Below are 16,050 nucleotides of genomic sequence, written 5' to 3'. Positions count from 1 at the left end.
ATAACATTTGGACGAGAAAGGGTAAATTATGGATTTCATCACAAATATATTAAGCGCTATAAATGGCGTGGTATGGGGAGTTCCGATGCTTGTCGGCATTCTCGGTATCGGTCTTTTTATGCAGTTTCGACTTGGCTTTTTACCTATTAGGAAATTAGGAACAGGGTTTAAGCTTTTATTTGAAAAAAATGATAAACGAGGCGAAGGGCAAATATCACCCTTTAATGCGTTGATGACTGCACTATCTGCCACTATCGGAACCGGTAATATTGCCGGTGTTGCAACGGCTGTTGTCTTAGGGGGTCCAGGTGCATTGTTCTGGATGTGGATGACCGCATTAGTGGGAATGGCAACCAAATATTCAGAAGCCGTGCTAGCTGTACGTTTCCGTGAAGTTGATAAATATGGAAACTATGTCGGTGGACCAATGTACTACATCAAAAATGGCTTAGGTAAAAATTGGGTTTGGTTAGGCACTGTTTTTGCTATTTTTGGTAGTTTTGCGGGTTTTGGTATAGGTAATACAGTACAAGCAAACTCTGTGGCGGATGTACTGGAAAGTAACTTTGGTATTTCGACTACCATCACCGCTATTGTACTCGTTATTTTAGTCGGTGCTGTACTCATTGGGGGCATTAAGCGCATTGCTGATGTTGCGGGTAAGTTAGTTCCTATTATGACCGTCGGTTATTTCGGTGCAGGTATTGTTGTTTTAGCATTGAATGTGACTGCGATCCCTGATGCTATTGTCCTGATTGTTAAATCTGCATTTACTCCCGTTGCCGCTCAAGGTGGTTTTGCTGGTGCCGCGGTTTGGGCTGCGATCCGCTTTGGTGTAGCGCGTGGTGTTTTTTCAAATGAAGCAGGATTGGGGAGTGCGCCTATTGCCCATGCGACGGCAAAAACACAAAACCCGGTTCGCCAAGGTTTGATTGCGATGTTGGGAACTTTTATTGATACCATCATTGTTTGTTCTGTTACAGGATTAACGATTGTTATCACTGGACAATGGTTAACAGGGCAAAGTGGCGCAACATTAACCGCTGCATCATTCTCTATCGCTATTCCGGGGGGTAACTATATTGTGGCAATTGCATTAGCCATTTTTGCATTTACCACAATTTTAGGTTGGAGTTTTTACGGTGAAAAATGTGTGCAATATCTTTTTGGACCTAAGGCGATTATGCCATTTCGGATTGCATGGTTAATTGCGTTACCTGTTGGGGCAACGCAATCGTTAGAGTTTGTGTGGTTACTAGCCGATACTCTCAATGCCATGATGGCTATTCCTAACTTAATCGCATTAGCTTTATTAAGTCCTGTAGTTTATCGCTTAACAAGAGATCATATAAAAGATGTTAACGCTGATCGTATTGAGTTAGATAAAGAAACTCACTCAGTGAGTAAAAAAGAAGCTGAAGCAGAGTAACTCGTTCTTACTTATTGACCAACAGCACAACATAAAACCGCATACTTTATCGTGATAAGTATGCGGTTTTTTTTATGGTAATCACTTTAGATGTGAGATTACAGATAATAAAAAGCCTTCTGGGGAGAAGGCGAAGAGATGAGTATAGATATTATATTTATAAGAATTTAGAAAAGAGAGAAAATCTTATTCTTTCATACTGATGAAGATGTTTTTCACTTGGCTATAAGCATCCAACATCATTTTATGTGTTTCACGTCCTAAACCTGATTTCTTGTAACCCCCAAATGGGGCATGTGCTGGGAGTTCGTGATAAGTGTTAACCCACATACGACCGGTTCTTACTGCTTTTGCAACACGTAAGGCACGGTTAATATCTTGAGTCCAAACACCACCACCAAGACCATATTCAGAGTCATTCGCCATTTCGATTACTTCATCTTCATTATCGAATGGAATAACACACAACACAGGTCCAAAAATTTCTTCTCGGGCGACACGCATTTGGTTTGTTGCGTTGATGATGATAGTTGGACGAACAAAGAATCCGTCATCATAACCTTCACCAGTAATACGCTCACCACCAGTTAAAACAGTCGCGCCTTCTTTTTTCGCGAGTTCAACGTAGCCTAAGATGGTATCCATTTGATCTTGACTAACTTGTGTACCCATTTGCGTATTTGGATCAAGTGGGTCACCGACACGAATACTCTCAAATTCAGTTTTTAATGCTTTCAAAAATTCATCATGAATATCTTTATGTAAGAACAGACGTGAACCTGATTCACAAGCTTGTCCTTGGTTCATCAATATTGCTAATGCTGAATATTTGACCGCTTTTTTCATGTTTGCATCAGGGAACACGATATTGGCTGATTTACCGCCTAATTCCAATGTTGCCGGAACCATTTTTTTCGCTGCTGCTTCTGCTACGGTATAACCGACATTGGTAGAACCTGTAAAAGCAAGTTTATCAATATCTTCGTGCTCTAAAATAGCTTGTCCTACAACAGATCCGCGCCCTGTAACAATATTAATTACACCAGCTGGTAATATTTCATTCAAAATACGACCTAGCTCTAATAATGAAAGGGAAGTCAGTGTTGCTGGGTTAATAACCACTGTATCACCTGCTGCAATCGCTGGCGCCAATTTCCATGCTGCCATTAATAATGGGAAGTTCCATGGAATAATTTGACCAACAACACCAATAGGTTCGCGAATAACAAGGCTAATGGTATTTTCGTCTAGGACGGCACTTTCATCGGTATGAGAGCGTATCACGCCTGCAAAATATCGAAAATGGTCAATAGAGGCGGGTAAATCTATGTTTTTCGACTCATTGAGCGGCTTACCGTTATCAAGCGATTCAATCCAAGCAAAACGTTCTTGTTCTTGTTCTAAGCGATCCGCGATTTTTAATAAGAGGGCTTGGCGCTCAGCAGGTGATGTTTTACTCCATGTTTTGAATGCCTTACGTGCAGCGCTCACTGCGCGTTCCACATCTTCAGCACTACCAGATTGGTATTCACTTAATAATTCACCAGTAGCTGGGCTATAGGTTTTGGTTGTTTTTTGCGATGTGCTAGATACCCATTCTCCTCCAATTAGCATTTTGTAGCTTTCAAGAGGGCGAAATTCTGATGGAACATTATTTAGTTTAATCATTTTTAATCTCCAATGTAGGGATGAGCATCATTCAAATATGTAGTTTCATTTCGTAATACTCGTGCTAATAACATATATCAATTGAAAAAGTTTGATTAGCTATTGATGCAATAGGTGATATTAACTATAAAAAATAGTAATGAATATTACTGATTTAACAAAAATGGATAAACTTAATCGTTTCATCTCTCAGTCTTTATATGATTAAACAAAAATAACCATCAATAATTCTTCAATATTCCTTCTTATTTGGTCACCATCGGCGTAATGCAATAATGCTCTCTTTGTTAGAAATTTTTTTGATGCTTAAGCAAAATCAAAGGATAAAAAAAGGGGTATTAAAAGATTTGCGATAAATTGCGTTAGATCAAACAACATTTAAATTGTTCAATATTGCACTTTCTCTCTTATAAAAATGGCGTATTCTTATGTTGTATCTGAAATGCAACTTATAAAAATAAAGCGTTATCTTTTATTAGAAGGAATACGATATGTATTGTGTGCAATGTGAACAAACAATGAAAACGCCTGTAGGTAATGGTTGTGCCTATGCGCAAGGTATGTGTGGTAAAACAGCAGAAACTTCTGATCTTCAAGATTTACTTGTTGCGGTATTAGAAGGGCTTTCAGCATGGGCTCTCGCAGCACGTAGCGTTGATATTATTGATCATGATGTCGATAGCTTTGCTCCTCGTGCTTTTTTTTCTACGTTAACTAACGTCAACTTTGATTCTGATCGCATTGTTGGTTATGCGAAAGAAGCTATCTATTTCCGTGAAAGCTTGAAATCTCGGACTTTAGCGAAAAATGCAGCAATTCAAGTTACTAATCCAAGAGCTGAAATCCAATTAGCGGGTAACGATTTAGACAGCTTACAAAAACAAGCTCAGCTTTTTGCTTTAAATGCAGATAAAGCGCAGATCGGTGATGATCTTCATGGATTACGTATGCTGTGCTTGTATGGCTTAAAAGGGGCGGCTGCTTATATGGAGCACGCGCATGTTTTAGGTCAGTATGACAATGAAATTTATGCAGAATATCACCACTATATGGCGTGGTTAGGCACGGACCCTTCTGATATGAATGAGCTGTTAGAAAATGCGATGGGCATTGGTCAAATGAACTTCCGCATTATGGCTATTCTTGATAAAGGCGAAACTCAAGCTTATGGTAACCCGACACCCGTTACTGTTAACGTACGCCCTGTCGCGGGTAAAGCTATTTTAATTTCAGGTCATGACCTGAAAGATCTGCAAATGCTACTTGAGCAAACTGAAGGCAAAGGGATCAACGTTTATACTCATGGTGAAATGTTACCTGCTCATGGTTATCCAGAACTTAAAAAATACAAACATTTAGTGGGTAATTATGGAAGCGGTTGGCAGAATCAGCAAATTGAGTTTGCAAAATTTCCTGGTCCTGTATTAATGACTTCAAACTGTATTATTGATCCGAATGTAGGCAATTACGGTGACCGTATTTGGACGCGCAGTATTGTTGGCTGGCCTGGCGTAAAACATATTACTGGTGATGATTTTTCTGAAATGATTGCACAAGCACAATCATTAGAAGGGTTCCCATACAATGAAATTGAGCATTTAATTACAGTGGGTTTTGGTCGTGAAACACTATTAAATGCTGCTGATACCGTGATTGATTTAGTCTCACAGAAAAAATTACGTCATGTTTTCTTAGTAGGGGGTTGTGATGGTAGCCGTGGTGAACGTAGTTACTACACCGATCTTGCAAGAGAAATTCCACAAGACTGTTTAATTATGACGTTGGCGTGTGGTAAATACCGTTTCAATAAACTGGATTTCGGGACTTTAGAAGGCTTACCACGCTTACTTGATGTGGGTCAGTGTAACGATGCTTACTCAGCGATTATGCTAGCGGTTAACCTTGCTGAGAAATTAGGTTGTGGAGTGAATGACTTACCACTGTCTTTAATTCTCTCTTGGTTCGAGCAAAAAGCGATTGTTATCTTATTGACTCTGCTTTCATTAGGCGTGAAAAACATTTATACCGGTCCAACAGCACCTGCGTTCTTAACTGACAATCTGCTGGCGGTACTCAATGAAAAATTTGGTATGCGCTCTATTACTACACCAGAACAAGATCTTAAAGATATTCTTTCTGCTTAATGTTTTAAATTCATTATCATTACCGAAGCCTAAGGGCTTCGGTGAGGGATCAATATCCATGACGATGCCTACTTCTCTTTGTCCTAATCGTATGCAAGTTCACTCTATTAATCAGGAAACACCTGAAGTGTGGACGTTAAATTTAATTAATCATGACTTTTATGCTTATAAACCGGGTCAATTTGCACTGGTGAGTATCAATAATAGTGATGAAATAATGCGTGCTTATACCATTTCATCTTCCCCAGGATTAAGCCCATTTATTACTTTAACCGTTCGCCGTTTAGAAAATGGTGTAGGTTCAAATTGGTTAACTTCACAAGTAAAACCGGGTGATTATCTGTGGTTATCTGATGCTCAGGGGGAATTTACTTGCGCGGGTAAAGAAGGTGCGCGCTATTTAATGTTGGCTGCAGGATGTGGTGTGACACCTGTAATGTCGATGACGCGTTGGTTGTTAAATAATCAGCCTAAAGCAGATATCACGGTTATTTTTAATATTCGTGAACAGAGTCAGTTTATTTTTGAGAAAGAGTGGATCGAATTAGCTAATGCATATCCATACAATCTTAATTTTATCATGATGCCTAAATTACCTGATAATAAAGGGCTATTTAGTGGACGTATTTCTCAAGAAAAATTAGCTGCATTAGTACCTGATATTGCGAGTCGTACCGTCATGTGCTGTGGTCCAAATAGTTATATGGAAGACACGGGACGTTTTGCAAGAAATCTTGGTGTACCTGCTGAGAATATCTTTATGGAACGTTTTGGTGATGAGCCTGTTTGTGTTGATGAAAACGAACAATTAACCATGACTATTCGCCATCCATTATCACAAATTAAAGTGCCTGTTGGTGTGACTTTATTATCTGCTATGGAAGAAAATAAAGTTCCTGTCTTTGCTGCTTGTCGAGCCGGCGTTTGCGGTAGTTGTAAAACGCGTATTGTAAGTGGTGATTATGATGTTAGCAGTACCAGTACATTAACGGCTGAAGAGATAGCTCAAGGCTATGTTTTAGCATGTAGCTGTCGTTTAAAAGGAGATGTTGAGCTCGCTTAACCTCTTTCTATTAAGTCTTTCCTTCTATTTTCCCTGTTTTTTTACCCTGTTTATTTATTAACAGGGTTTTTTATGTCTATTCCTCCTATTAAAAAAACAAATAATCTGGAAAATGCTTCCCTTTATTTTAAATTAAAGAAGGTTTTTATTTATTCAAAATAATAAAAATATTGGAAATGATGACTAATTAAAAATATATTTTAGTTAGTGGGGAGTTTCCTTATAAACATTCTGCTATTATTTAAACTATTGACTGGGTAAGGGGGGATATATGAAAAAATTGTTAGTTATTTGTTTGTTTAGTGTCATGTTATCTGGCTGTGAAAAACCTCAACAAACCCTTGATGGCTCTAATGTAGAATCGCTACGTATCTCAATTGTTGAAATGCGCAATTCACTACCCCTTGATGAACAATCGCGTTTTGATGAAGCAATAGAATTGGCTATTCTTAATGATATTAATTTTAATGATTTAGTGATCGCTGGTCGTCATGAAAATGCGGATATTATCACGCGTAAAATGTGCCAATCATTAGATGGTAAAACGGTAAAAGAGATATTCTTACAAGCAGAAGAAATAAGAGTACAAAAATTAGCATTTAAATAATCAATTAATATACAGATTATCTTTTACTATACGATTTTCGTTTTTTTAGGAAAACCTCATTTCTTTTTTATATATTAATTTCGAATGAAATTATATTGTTTAATTGTGTGATGAATTTTGCGAGTTATTTTTCAATAGAACTTAAACAAAACGGCTATCGTGCTTTTCATTATATTGTGAGTGGTTATAATGCGCGCCGCATTCGCAAGAAAAGTGCAGTATCTCGTTAGGCGAGGCTCCTATACAAACACAGGTTACTGATCTGACGACGTCGAGAGACGCCCAAGATTAGGACAGGATATATCGACCGAAGGTATATCCCCATGTAACTTCCAGTATTCATCGGATACGTTGTATAGTGCTAAAACCGAGACGTGTAGATAGCTTTTGCATTCTCGCTTCTGGTTTCGCCCCTATGGAGAACTGATTTGCTAAACACAAACAGTAATAGGGAACCACAAAATGAAATTCAATACTCAAAACAAAATGGATGCTGTATTAGTTGCAGATGCATCCTTAAACACACCACAAAACAACTCAACTCAAGACCAATACAATCGTTTAAAAGATGATGCAACCGTTAGTGCTTATATGAGCCAGTCTTATATTGCGGTTTCTGTCGCTGATTCTGTTGAAAATGTGAAAGCTCAATTGGTTAATGATTTAAAAGATGAATTAATTCCAACCTATTTATATGTGGTGGATAAAGATAATTATCTCAATGGGATTTTGCCCGTTAAATCATTACTAACAGCCGCTAATGATCTGTTTGTGTCCGATGTGATGCGTCAAACCTTTTTCTCTGTCTCACCAGAGCAGAATCGACATGATGTGTACCAACTGATTAGCCATAGTGGTCTAGACAGTGTACCCGTGATGCATTTTGGAAAATTAGTCGGTGTTTTACGTCCTCAAGATATTGCTGAATTAATTGAAGATGAAAATACACTTGATGCACAAATGCAGGGGGCAACGTCGCCTTTAGAGCAACCTTATTTAGAAACCAGCCCAGTCACATTATGGCGTAAGCGTGTTGTGTGGTTGTTGATGTTGTTTGTAGCAGAAGCGTATACCAGTACCGTATTACATGCTTTTGAAGATAGACTAGAAGCTGCAATTTCATTAGCCTTCTTTATTCCGTTGCTGATTGGTACTGGCGGAAATAGCGGTACACAGATCACCTCTACACTAGTACGTGCTATGGCATTAGGGGAAGTGAGCTTACGCAATGTTTGGTCTGTATTAAGAAAAGAGATCACCACATCGATAATGGTTGCACTGACTATGGGGATTGCGGGTTTTGTGCGTGCTTGGTTCTTAGGTGTGGGGATGGAAGTGATGATTGTGGTTGGCTTAACGCTGATTTCAATCACTGTTTGGAGTGCGATTGTTTCGTCTATTATTCCAATGGTATTAAAGCGTTTAGGTATTGATCCTGCGGTTGTTTCAGCACCGTTTATCGCGACGTTAATTGATGGTACAGGTCTTATTATTTACTTTGAGATCGCATCTCATGTGATGAGCGAGTTTGCTTAAGATAATCCCATATATTCATTTTTCAAGATAAAGCCGATGTGAATTAATCAACACATCGGCTTTATTTTTGTCTGCATTTATTCATGCTTAATAAATTGCAAAATAGCCTGACAATGGCGGCAACGGTATTGTGTTTCTCCACGTAATACTTTGTTATGACGACGAATGGTAAGCTGATGTTTCTCTTCACAATGGCAAGCATAAGGAAAGGTTTTCGCTTTAACTGCGCTGACATCAAAATGATGGGTTCGTTTAGCTGAAACTTGTAATACGGTTTCCATCATCCATTTCCACTCTTTCCCATGAGGCGCTACACGCCCAAAATGGCGATTAACTAATAAATGCGCTAATTCATGAGGAATAACTTCTTCAATAAAATTCTGTTTATTTTCAATCAATAATGTAGGATTAATACGGATTTCCCAATTTGCATAATAGGCACTGCCTGCAATAGTTCCTCTCTGATTATAATGTAGAGTAGGTTCTGGGTAATTTGTATTAAGATAAAGATTAGCCTGCTGCAATTTTTCACGCAGTGTTCGCATAACGCTTTGCACTAAGGCGATGGGGACTCTTACCGTTTTCATGTTACAGAGCATATAGCGCCTTATACAAACACGCAATAAAAAGAAAACTTGCACAATATATAAATTAACATATTATTAAAAAGTATATTGATTATGGAGTTTACCATGACACAACGAGTTCAACCTGATTTATTAGATGCAATGAAATTGGCGGCTAATGAAGCGTCCAGCATGCTTAAGACGCTAGGAAATGGCGATCGCCTCTTATTATTGTGTCAGTTAAGTCAGGGCGAAAAAAGTGTGAGCGAATTAGAAGAGAGTTTAGGTATTCGTCAACCGACACTTTCTCAACAGCTAACCGTTTTGCGCAATGAAGGGTTAGTAAATACTCGTCGTGATGGAAAACGTATCTTTTATTCTATTGCTGATGAAAAAGTTCTTGTACTTCTCAATACGCTTTATCAGCTTTATTGTCCTATAGCAGGTTAATTTATGAATATAGATTGGGTTCACTTTACGCCTTTAAGCGCGGCAATTGGTGGGCTTATGATAGGTGCAGCGGCTGCCATTTTACTGTTATTTAATGGTCGTATTGCAGGGATCAGCGGTATTCTAGGTGGTGTTTTATCAACAAAACAGCAGGGAAATGGTTGGCGTTGGGCATTTTTACTTGGCATGTTAATCGCACCTACACTGTTTTATTTTTTTGATAGACCTTTATCGCCTGTGATTGAAACGTCACCTTGGATGTTAATTATTGCCGGAATTCTGGTGGGAGCAGGTACGCGTTTAGGCAATGGTTGCACTAGTGGGCATGGTATTTGTGGATTAGCGCGATTATCGCGTCGCTCGATGGTGGCCGTTTTGATCTTTATGGTGACTGCATTTATTACTGTTTATATTCAGCGTCATGTGATAGGAGGCTAAGAGAATGACTAAATTTGTTGCTTTTCTTTGTGGCCTTCTATTCAGTGCAGGATTGATTGTTGGTGGAATGAGCAATCCGCAAAAAATTATAGGTTTTCTGGATATTACGGGAAACTGGGACCCCTCTTTATTGATCATCATGGGCGCTGGGCTGGTTGTCAGCGTGATAGGTTACCAATTAACACGCCATAGACAACAAAGTGTATTAGCATGTCCTTTAAATATCCCGACCAATAAAGTGATTGATAAACCCTTAGTGCTAGGCAGTGTATTATTCGGTCTTGGTTGGGGATTAGCGGGAATTTGTCCAGGTCCAGGCTTGGTATTAGCAGGCGCTGGGTTTTATCAAGGCATTTTATTTGTCCTTGCCATGATTGTCGGTTGGTTGCTCGTTGGATTTTTGCGCAAAGCGCAATAACCGCAATACTATCACTATGTTAGCGAAAACGTTAAACGGGAGGCCTGAGCTTCCCGTTTGTGTATTTAATGTATTGAACGTTATTTAAAGTCAGCATAAGGAATAAGAGGATTTGGTGGTAAATCTAAATCACCGTTCCAACCATCAAATGAATAACGTAAGTACATTAATGCATGGCTTGGGGTATAGTTTTTGGCTTGTTGAATATCGATAGCCGCACCAATAAACCAATGTGGGGTAATACGGTGTTCAACTAATGCTCTTGCGGTATAACCAAAACCATTGCTGGAGTCTCCTTTATCAACAGCATCACGCTCTTGATAATAAAGCCTCATCATCTCTTCTCGATCTTCAGGGCTAAGTCCATCCATATAGCGATTAAATTTATCGATAGACACGAGATTTTGTAAAGGATAGCGTTTTCTGTCATCCGTTTGGGAATAAGACCAAGAAACGGAACCTGATAATTCCCAAGACCAATTTTCAGTACGTTCACGATAATTAATCGGGACCCCTAAAGAGACATATTTTTGAGGACTATAATAACCACCTTGACCTAAAGTGTATCCACTCAAGTCTTTATCATAATGCCAAAGCATCGTACTTAACCCAACAGAAATGCGACGGTTGTTCTCATTGATAAGCTTATAATAATAGCCACCCATGCCTCGAACACTGCTATTATCTTCAACATTTTTACCTGTCAATTTATCAACAGAAACTTCGCCCCAGTAGCCATTTTTTCCGCCTAAATCATAGCTTCCGCTTAAACGAACGCCAGTTCTTCTAACACCACCCCATGTTTGATTTGTCCAAATATCGCGTTGACCACCAAAAGCAAGCAAAGCGCTATTCACTGGGCGACGGTGAACATCAAGTGTCCAGCCTACATTAAAAAGATCATGGCTATAGGCGATTTTACCAACCCAATCAGTGACTTCAAAACCCAGTGGTGTTGTACCAAGATCCCATTGCCATTGACCATTTTCCCAGCCAATTGCAGGGCTAACACCAAAGGATTTTTGCTCTAGTGGGAAACAGCCAGTGCGATAACAAGTTCCAAATTTAGACTCATAAGGTGATGTACCCAATTTGCCACTATTAAGATTAACTAAGTCTGCACGCCAGAAGAAACGCCCATCATAAACAGGGTGATCGAGTTGTAACATTGTGGTGTGGGCGCGTAGTTTTGAATAGCCTTCGCTACCACTAGAGCCCCAATAATCATGCTCAAGCGTAAATCGCCACTCTTGTTGGCGATAAAGCGCGTCAGCATCAGCGCGTAAACTCCGAGATAGCCAATTATCTTTTTCGTTATTACGCATTAATGTGGTGTATTCAATATTATCTTTTGGCAACCTATCTGTTATTCCCTCCTTAAGCATAGCTTGTTGATAATAATAGTGAGCTTGCTGATGATATTGTTCATCACGCTGAAAACGAGCAATATCGCGTAATATTAAAGGATCAGCACTGTCTGGCTCTGTTTCAATTTGTTGTGTCAAATAAGCAAAATAGTGTTGTGCTTTTTCTGTATTGCCTACCTCTTTTTCCGCATTGGCGACGCGTCTAATAGCGTTATTATTAAACTGGCTAGGTGAAAGTGTTGCTATTTTTGCAAGATAGTATTTTGCCTGTGCTTCTTGTCCTTGTGCTAAGGCAATCTCTGTTGCACCTAGTAGTGCTGTTTCATTGTTAGATCCCAGATTTAGAACGGCATGATAATAACTGAGGGCTTGTTCAAGGTTATTTCGCTCTTGCGCCCAGTTTGCTAATAGCAAATAAGTCTGCATTTTTTGTTCTGGTGGAATATGGGCAAAAAGATAATCAACAGCTTGTTGCTCTTGTCCTTTGGCGCGTAGAGACTCTGCATGCGCGACTATTTCACCAAAACGTAATCGGCTATCTAACGCTTTCATGCTCTCACTGCGTTGAGATAAAGGGATCGTTTTTAACGTATCAAGCGCTTGAGTCTCTCGCCCTGTTTTATTGAGATATAGCGCATAAGCGTAAAGACGAGAGGGATCATTAGGGAGCCGACGATTAAGCTGATTAAAATACGCTTCAGCCACAGAGCCTTGCTGGGTGATTAATAAATCATCAGCAAGGCGGTAAATATTCCAAACATCATTAGGATAATCTTTAGCAATTGCTTTACGTTTTTCAATGGCACTAAAGTATTGCTCTTTATGCTCATCATCTGCCGCTAAATCTTGTCTTATACCTGAGATAATATAACCATAATCTTCTGCCAAATTTTTATATTGTCTTAGTGTTAAACCATGAATAAATTGTTGTGCTTTATCATGCGACTGTTGGCGGTAAAGTTTTGCGAGGCTATGTAAAGTCGCAGAGTGATTGGGGTGATACTTTAATGCTTGCAAATAATGGTGTTCAGCAAGATCTAATTGGTGTTGTGCAACCGCAAGGTTACCTAAACCAATATAAGGCTCGCTTTCATAAGGGGTTAATTTATTGAGTTGGTTAAAATAACGTTCAGCTAATTCATAATCTTGTTTTAATAACGCCTCATCGCCTTTTGAAAGGAGATGCCAATATTGGTTAGCTTGCAACATCGCCCGCCATTGCCCACTATTATCATGATTGGGGGATAGTTTTAGTGCTTGAGACAGATAGAAAATAGCAGCACCACGTTGATTTGCACGAGAATAACGTACACCCAAAGCCCCGACAACATCAGCATTATCAGGTTGTTGTCGTACTTTTTGTTTTAGGGTCGCAATAGGCAATGAAGCAACATCTGTTTTAGGTTTTACCGTGGAAGCGGTACTGACTGTGTTTGTTGTCACGGCTGATTTTATTGTGGATTGTTGCTGATAGAGGCTTGCTATTTGCTCATTCTGAGGATATTGGTGATAAATATGATTAAGCCTATCTCTCTTATCATCATGAGAAGAGTGCATCAGCACTTGGATATATTCTAACGCTAAAGTCTCATCAGGGGGCACTCCGCGATAAATTTCATCGTATAAATTTAACGCATCATCATAGCGCCCAGCAGTACGGTAAAGCTGGGCACGCTGTAATTTTTGCCGATTAATTTCTGTTGTCAGTGATAAGGTTTTTATTGCACGCTGATATTGCTCTGATTGTGGAAATTGAGCGCCTAACTGGCTAAATAGCTGTTGTGCTTTTGCATTGTCTTTTTGTTTTACGGCAAACTGAATTTGCATTAATAAAATAGTAGGATCATTAGGTTTAATTAATGCTAAACGATGCAATGATTGAGCCACTAAAGCTTCATTTCCCGTGGATGTTCCTAATCTCACTTGCTCTTGTAAAAAAGCTTCCGTTGTCTCTTCACTGGCTTGCGTGACAGGCAAAAAGCCTGTCAGCAAAAAGAGAGCAATAACAGAGTGGCGATGTGTGTGACCAAATTGCCACATAGCTTAGTCCTTAGCCGCTAAACGACGTTGGCTTCTTATTTTCATGGCTCGCCAAATAAGAAGAGAGACAAGAATAATGCCGACAATTGCCGCTAAACCAAGCCATATAGGGTGGGAAGCAAACACATACCAAACCTCTTCCCACCAAGGTAAATAACCGACGAAATATGTATCACCTACACGCAAGCTATTTACACCAGATTCTCTTACTAAGACCACTGAACCATGCATTGCATCACGTTTACCACTATCACTAATCGCCTCATTTAACAGTTTGTAACCTTGTGTACTATCGGCCAATAATGCGACAACACTACGCTGTGAAAAGAATGGGGATTGGAAACCAATAATTGCGCCCATTGATCCTTTTGAGATCAGTGAGACTCGGCTATCAGGTCGTTTATCAGTCGGCTGATAACTTGTGTGGCTAAAGATACTGATTTCACGAGAAGGCAGCGTGATTTCACTACGTGCTTTATCAATCAGTACGTTCATCTGTTTATCATTATTGAATGCAGGTGGAATGGTTCCGATAAGGAGTAGATCCGCATCCCTTTTTTGCACTTCATCCAATGAATCGGTTAATGAAACATTTAGCGCAGGATAGCCTGTTTGAGCACCTATATTCCCTGTTGATATTAATAGGGTAGATAATTGTGTTGGAGACGGTTGCGGATTAATAAAAATCAAGGTTTCTGACAGATCCGCATAACGGCTAAATGGAAAACCTGCATGGCTATAAACTCGTAAGTCAGGTAGTGCAATATAATGTCGATAATCACCTGTAAAATTAAAATTAGATAAATCATCAATGGCGACTGAATTTGGAACAGGTTGGTAAGTAATACATTGATCTACTGATCCACCCGGAATAGGGTTGGTGTAATCAAAGGCAAATGTAATTTGGTTTCGTTCACCCAGTTTTACTGCGGGAATATTCAATAAATTCTTATGCTCAATCCAGCCTTGAATAAGCGGTAAGTAAGCGATGACCAGATTATCTTTTTTATCTTTTTCAAGGGGATAAGCTTTAATGAAATGGTCGTTGACCGAAATAGACATACGAGAATTATCTTGAAAGGCGGGAGCGGTGTAACGATAACGCAATTGCATTTGCAATCCCGTATTATTAAACATAAATAGATCCGGCGGTAACGTCATGTTTAATGTAATAGGATTCGGTTTTAATCCGCGAGATTGCAACTGACCTTCATAGTCTTGTAGCGTATTAAAGTAGATAGGTTTATTTAGTTGTACCCATTTTGGCGCATCATAAGGTTCACGCGGGATCAATTTTTCTACTTCATGAATTGTGACAATATTTCCTCTGAAGATAACTTGCCCACGGGCGATCCCGTTTACCGCCGTGATCAAATCGTTATCATCACGTCCCATAATAAGAAGTAACTTAATATAAGGATTGGTTGGATGCGTCAGCATTTCGATGGTTGGCTCTTTCACATCATGATGCTGTTTTAAAAAGGTGGGTTTTTGTTTATTGGTTGCAAAAACAATGCTGTGCTGATTTGGCAAAGCATCATAATAAACAGGGTAATTTTGTTTACGCCAATCAACTTGGGTACCAAACCAAGAAGAGAGGATCGCTGCCGCTTTTTGTTGAACTAAATTAGGCGATTGGCTGAAGACCATTGGCAATGTTAATGCGCCAAAATCACGGCTATCAAAAAAGGGTTCTGGGAAGTGTGCTAATTCATTACCTAAACGGAGTGATTGAAAGGTCAGATTGAGTTGGCTACTTTTACTTACATCAAGCCAGAGGGTTGTATTTGCTTGATTTTCACAAATTTCACGATAATGACCAATAAAAGAGAGCTTTATATGGTTAAAATCTTGAATAAATAAAGGATCAATAGGTATTGTAATTTGGTTTTTCTTACCTAAATCTTCTTGTTTTAAGGTAATAACTCCCATTAATTCATCATTTAAATAGACATTAAGATGAGATTCCACAGGAAGTAGCGATGGAGACGGTGTAAATTCTAAATCGAGAGTCGCTTTTGAAACATATTCATCACTACGCACACCAAATTCTAAATAGCCATCAGGGCTAACACCGGTCAAATGAAGTGCGCCATAACTAGGTGCTGTCTCGGCAAATTTTAATCTCTTCTGGCGAGCAGAAGACGTGATATCTTCAGAAAGCAATTGTGTATTAGGCTTGGCTTGAGAAATAACTTCAGGCGCTGTTTCAGTTATTGTAACGGGGGGCTCTGAAGTATTGCTTTGCGCTTCTTGCGTTTCATCTCCATGAACTGAAGAAGTGAGCATAAATAAGGCGAATAGGAGAAAACGTTTTTTCATTA

Annotated in this window: 12 protein-coding genes and 1 riboswitch; of the genes, 8 read left to right on the top strand and 4 right to left on the bottom strand. The window is 39.2% G+C overall.

Annotation, left to right across the window (positions count from 1 at the left end):
- Nucleotides 1-28 precede the first annotated feature (28 nt).
- Nucleotides 29-1,429: an alanine/glycine:cation symporter family protein gene (locus DK865_RS11000; protein ID WP_023581462.1), complete on the top strand. Its 1,401-nt coding sequence runs from the start codon at nucleotides 29-31 to the stop codon at nucleotides 1,427-1,429.
- A 186-nt stretch (nucleotides 1,430-1,615) separates the two neighbouring features.
- On the opposite strand, the gene DK865_RS10995 is transcribed toward DK865_RS11000, so the two are convergent.
- Complete coding sequence (locus tag DK865_RS10995; protein ID WP_023581463.1) at nucleotides 1,616-3,097, bottom strand: aldehyde dehydrogenase family protein; 1,482 nt, start codon at nucleotides 3,095-3,097, stop codon at nucleotides 1,616-1,618.
- A 491-nt stretch (nucleotides 3,098-3,588) separates the two neighbouring features.
- On the opposite strand from DK865_RS10995, the gene hcp reads away from it, so the two are divergent.
- The 4 genes from hcp to mgtE all read left to right on the top strand — a co-directional run bounded on the left by hcp (nucleotide 3,589) and on the right by mgtE (nucleotide 8,447).
- Nucleotides 3,589-5,241, top strand: a complete 1,653-nt coding sequence (hcp, locus tag DK865_RS10990) for a hydroxylamine reductase (RefSeq protein WP_036912410.1) — start codon at nucleotides 3,589-3,591, stop codon at nucleotides 5,239-5,241.
- Nucleotides 5,242-5,299: 58 nt separating this feature from the next.
- Entirely contained in the window at nucleotides 5,300-6,304 is a 1,005-nt protein-coding gene (gene hcr, locus DK865_RS10985; protein ID WP_109391925.1) for an NADH oxidoreductase, read from the top strand.
- Nucleotides 6,305-6,575: 271 nt separating this feature from the next.
- Nucleotides 6,576-6,911, top strand: a complete 336-nt coding sequence (locus tag DK865_RS10980) for a DUF6694 family lipoprotein (protein ID WP_023581467.1) — start codon at nucleotides 6,576-6,578, stop codon at nucleotides 6,909-6,911.
- Nucleotides 6,912-7,126: 215 nt separating this feature from the next.
- Nucleotides 7,127-7,298: riboswitch (M-box (ykoK) riboswitch) on the top strand.
- A gap of 75 nt (nucleotides 7,299-7,373) precedes the next feature.
- Nucleotides 7,374-8,447: a magnesium transporter gene (gene mgtE / locus DK865_RS10975; protein ID WP_023581468.1), complete on the top strand. Its 1,074-nt coding sequence runs from the start codon at nucleotides 7,374-7,376 to the stop codon at nucleotides 8,445-8,447.
- Between the two features lie 77 nt (nucleotides 8,448-8,524).
- On the opposite strand, the gene DK865_RS10970 is transcribed toward mgtE, so the two are convergent.
- Complete coding sequence (locus DK865_RS10970) at nucleotides 8,525-9,034, bottom strand: SprT family zinc-dependent metalloprotease (RefSeq protein ID WP_023581469.1); 510 nt, start codon at nucleotides 9,032-9,034, stop codon at nucleotides 8,525-8,527.
- A gap of 105 nt (nucleotides 9,035-9,139) precedes the next feature.
- On the opposite strand from DK865_RS10970, the gene DK865_RS10965 reads away from it, so the two are divergent.
- From DK865_RS10965 to DK865_RS10955, 3 genes are read left to right on the top strand one after another with little or no spacing between them, the layout of a single operon-like run.
- Complete coding sequence (locus DK865_RS10965) at nucleotides 9,140-9,463, top strand: ArsR/SmtB family transcription factor (RefSeq protein ID WP_036912417.1); 324 nt, start codon at nucleotides 9,140-9,142, stop codon at nucleotides 9,461-9,463.
- A gap of 3 nt (nucleotides 9,464-9,466) precedes the next feature.
- A complete protein-coding gene (locus DK865_RS10960; protein ID WP_109391924.1) occupies nucleotides 9,467-9,901 on the top strand; it encodes a YeeE/YedE family protein in 435 nt (144 codons plus the stop codon).
- Nucleotides 9,902-9,905: 4 nt separating this feature from the next.
- Nucleotides 9,906-10,319 (top strand): DUF6691 family protein, encoded by a 414-nt coding sequence (locus tag DK865_RS10955; protein WP_109391923.1) that lies wholly within the window; start codon nucleotides 9,906-9,908, stop codon nucleotides 10,317-10,319.
- 80 nt (nucleotides 10,320-10,399) lie between these two features.
- Here DK865_RS10955 and bcsC read toward each other — a convergent pair whose 3' ends face one another.
- Both bcsC and bcsB read right to left on the bottom strand, forming a co-directional pair.
- Nucleotides 10,400-13,726 (bottom strand): cellulose synthase complex outer membrane protein BcsC, encoded by a 3,327-nt coding sequence (gene bcsC / locus DK865_RS10950; RefSeq protein WP_109391922.1) that lies wholly within the window; start codon nucleotides 13,724-13,726, stop codon nucleotides 10,400-10,402.
- A gap of 3 nt (nucleotides 13,727-13,729) precedes the next feature.
- Nucleotides 13,730-16,048 (bottom strand): cellulose biosynthesis cyclic di-GMP-binding regulatory protein BcsB, encoded by a 2,319-nt coding sequence (gene bcsB, locus DK865_RS10945; RefSeq protein ID WP_109391921.1) that lies wholly within the window; start codon nucleotides 16,046-16,048, stop codon nucleotides 13,730-13,732.
- Nucleotides 16,049-16,050: the final 2 nt, after the last annotated feature.

It is taken from the genome of Proteus cibi (assembly GCF_003144405.1).
Lineage (GTDB): Bacteria > Pseudomonadota > Gammaproteobacteria > Enterobacterales > Enterobacteriaceae > Proteus > Proteus cibi.
Note: the sequence above shows the minus strand (reverse complement) of the source record. Positions and strands in the feature narration are given on the sequence as shown.

What these genes read in the sequence shown, in the direction of transcription:
- DK865_RS10980 (WP_023581467.1), top strand. Translation starts at nt 6,576, where the DNA reads ATGAAAAAATTGTTAGTTATTTGTTTGTTTAGTGTCATGTTATCTGGC.
- mgtE (WP_023581468.1), top strand. Translation starts at nt 7,374, where the DNA reads ATGAAATTCAATACTCAAAACAAAATGGATGCTGTATTAGTTGCAGAT.
- hcr (WP_109391925.1), top strand. Translation starts at nt 5,300, where the DNA reads ATGACGATGCCTACTTCTCTTTGTCCTAATCGTATGCAAGTTCACTCT.
- DK865_RS10995 (WP_023581463.1), bottom strand. Translation starts at nt 3,097, where the DNA reads ATGATTAAACTAAATAATGTTCCATCAGAATTTCGCCCTCTTGAAAGC.
- DK865_RS11000 (WP_023581462.1), top strand. Translation starts at nt 29, where the DNA reads ATGGATTTCATCACAAATATATTAAGCGCTATAAATGGCGTGGTATGG.
- hcp (WP_036912410.1), top strand. Translation starts at nt 3,589, where the DNA reads ATGTATTGTGTGCAATGTGAACAAACAATGAAAACGCCTGTAGGTAAT.
- DK865_RS10965 (WP_036912417.1), top strand. Translation starts at nt 9,140, where the DNA reads ATGACACAACGAGTTCAACCTGATTTATTAGATGCAATGAAATTGGCG.
- DK865_RS10955 (WP_109391923.1), top strand. Translation starts at nt 9,906, where the DNA reads ATGACTAAATTTGTTGCTTTTCTTTGTGGCCTTCTATTCAGTGCAGGA.
- DK865_RS10960 (WP_109391924.1), top strand. Translation starts at nt 9,467, where the DNA reads ATGAATATAGATTGGGTTCACTTTACGCCTTTAAGCGCGGCAATTGGT.
- bcsC (WP_109391922.1), bottom strand. Translation starts at nt 13,726, where the DNA reads ATGTGGCAATTTGGTCACACACATCGCCACTCTGTTATTGCTCTCTTT.
- DK865_RS10970 (WP_023581469.1), bottom strand. Translation starts at nt 9,034, where the DNA reads ATGAAAACGGTAAGAGTCCCCATCGCCTTAGTGCAAAGCGTTATGCGA.
- bcsB (WP_109391921.1), bottom strand. Translation starts at nt 16,048, where the DNA reads ATGAAAAAACGTTTTCTCCTATTCGCCTTATTTATGCTCACTTCTTCA.